The sequence below is a fragment of the Nocardioides dubius genome (genome assembly GCF_039528155.1).
GTDB lineage: Bacteria > Actinomycetota > Actinomycetes > Propionibacteriales > Nocardioidaceae > Nocardioides > Nocardioides dubius.
This window is the reverse complement of the sequence record NZ_BAAALG010000013.1, coordinates 178,746-180,657: the sequence shown is the minus strand read 5'-3', so window position 1 is coordinate 180,657 and position 1,912 is coordinate 178,746. Positions and strand designations below refer to the sequence as shown.

Genomic DNA, 1,912 nt, shown 5'->3' with positions numbered 1-1,912 from the left:
ATCGGCAGCCACGGCGAGGACGGACCCGGCGAGCTGGACCAAGCGTTCGCGGCGCATGTCAGGATCTCGGTCCGCGAGGTCGGCGAGATGAAGGAACACGTTGGCGCGTTCCGGAGCGGCGGGCGAGAGCAGATAGTCGTTGACTATCTGCTCCCGGTCCTCGGCCAACACGTAACCCTCCACCAGCCCGGCGCTCGACAGGTTCGAGCCCTCGATGGAGATTCCGGACAGGTGGAGCCGGGAGTCGTCCTTGAGGTCGGCAAGGTCCCGTGGTGAGGCCGCGTACAGGGCTCGGTCCGCACGCTTGCTCAGCGCGTGGTGCAGCAAGTGCGAGACCAGACTCAGGTCACCTGCCTCGTAGGCGGCCGCCGCAGCAGCCACCAGATCCTGGAGACGCGCGCGCGCACGCGAGCGAGCGGAGGGTTCCACCGGCAGGAGGGCAGCGACGTCGCGGGCTGCAAGCGGGTCGCTGGATGCCTTCGCTGCTGCGATCAACGCCCACGCCGAGCGAGGCGACAACGGGCGACCTGGAGCATTGCGCCCGCGCAACCGCTGCAGGTCGGCGGCGTCGACGACCCATTGATGGCCGATCTTCTCTGCGCGCAGCGATCCCTCGCGGATCCGCTGATGGACCCGTTGCGGGTGAACACCAAGGAACTCTGCAGCCTCGGCGACGCTGCGGTGGCGCACAGTCGACATTGCCCGTTCCCTCTACACTCCTAGACCATTACAGCAATGCTATAGAGATTTAAAGGAAACAAGCAATGGGCCACCTCGCCCTCCGTCGCCAAGAACGAGGGCTAAACCCCGCGAGGCATCCACGTTGCATTCGCGAGGGGCGCCCGGTGCGGCTGAGTCGTTACCCCTGCCCGCGCAGCAGGCCAGCCGCCTCGGCCGCCCAGTAGGTCAGGATGACGTCGGCACCCGCGCGGCGGATCGAGAGCAGCGTCTCCAGGATCGCCGCCTCGCGATCGATCCAGCCGTTGGCGGCGGCCGCCTCGACCATCGCGTACTCGCCGGAGATGTTGTAGGCGGCGACCGGCACGTCGACGGCGTCGCGCACCTGACGGATCACGTCGAGGTAGGCCAGGGCCGGCTTCACCATCACCAGGTCCGCCCCCTCGGCGACGTCGAGCAGCGCCTCGCGCACGCCCTCGAGGGCGTTGGCCGGGTCCTGCTGGTACGTGCGGCGGTCGCCCTGGAGGGTGGAGTCGACCGCCTCGCGGAACGGACCGTAGAAGGCGGAGGCGTACTTCGCGGAGTAGGCCAGGATCGCGACGTCGGTGTGGTCCGCGGCGTCCAGCGCCTCACGGATCACGCCCACCTGGCCGTCCATCATCCCGCTCGGCCCGACCAGGGCCACCCCGGCCTCGGCGTGCGCGAGCGCCATCTGCGCATAGACCTCCAGGGTGGCGTCGTTGTCGACCGCCCCGTCGTCGTCGAGCACGCCGCAGTGGCCGTGGTCGGTGAACTCGTCGAGGCACAGGTCGCTCATCACCGGCAGTGCGTCGCCGACCTCGGCGACGACGTCCGCGATCGCCACGTTGAGGATGCCGTTCGGGTCGAGCGCCCCGCTGCCGACGGCGTCCTTGGTCTCAGGCACGCCGAAGAGCATGATCCCGCCGAGCCCGAGCTGGGCCGCCTCGGCGGCGGCCTTCTTCAGCGAGTCCCGGGTGTGCTGGACGACGCCCGGCATCGAGCCGATCGGCACCGGCTCACTGACCCCCTCGCGCACGAAGACCGGCAGGATCAGCTGCTCGGGCCGGACATGGGTCTCCGCCACCATCCGGCGCAGGGCCGGGGTACGACGCAGACGACGGGGACGCACGACGGGAAACTCCATGCCGCCCATTGTGCTCCTGCCCGGGAGGTCATCCGCATTGAGGGAGCGGTTGCTCCGTCCGTACGGCGT

The 1,912-nt window shown here is 69.4% G+C and carries 2 protein-coding genes; both read right to left on the bottom strand.

What is annotated here, in order from left to right:
• Positions 1–699 (bottom strand): helix-turn-helix domain-containing protein (locus tag ABD151_RS18015; protein ID WP_343996199.1); only part of this gene is annotated, 699 nt, incomplete at its 3' end.
• Positions 700–859: 160 nt separating this feature from the next.
• On the bottom strand, positions 860–1,843 hold the full coding sequence (gene hemB / locus ABD151_RS18010; RefSeq protein ID WP_415629793.1) for a porphobilinogen synthase: 984 nt from the start codon (positions 1,841–1,843) through the stop codon (positions 860–862).
• Positions 1,844–1,912 lie beyond the last annotated feature (69 nt).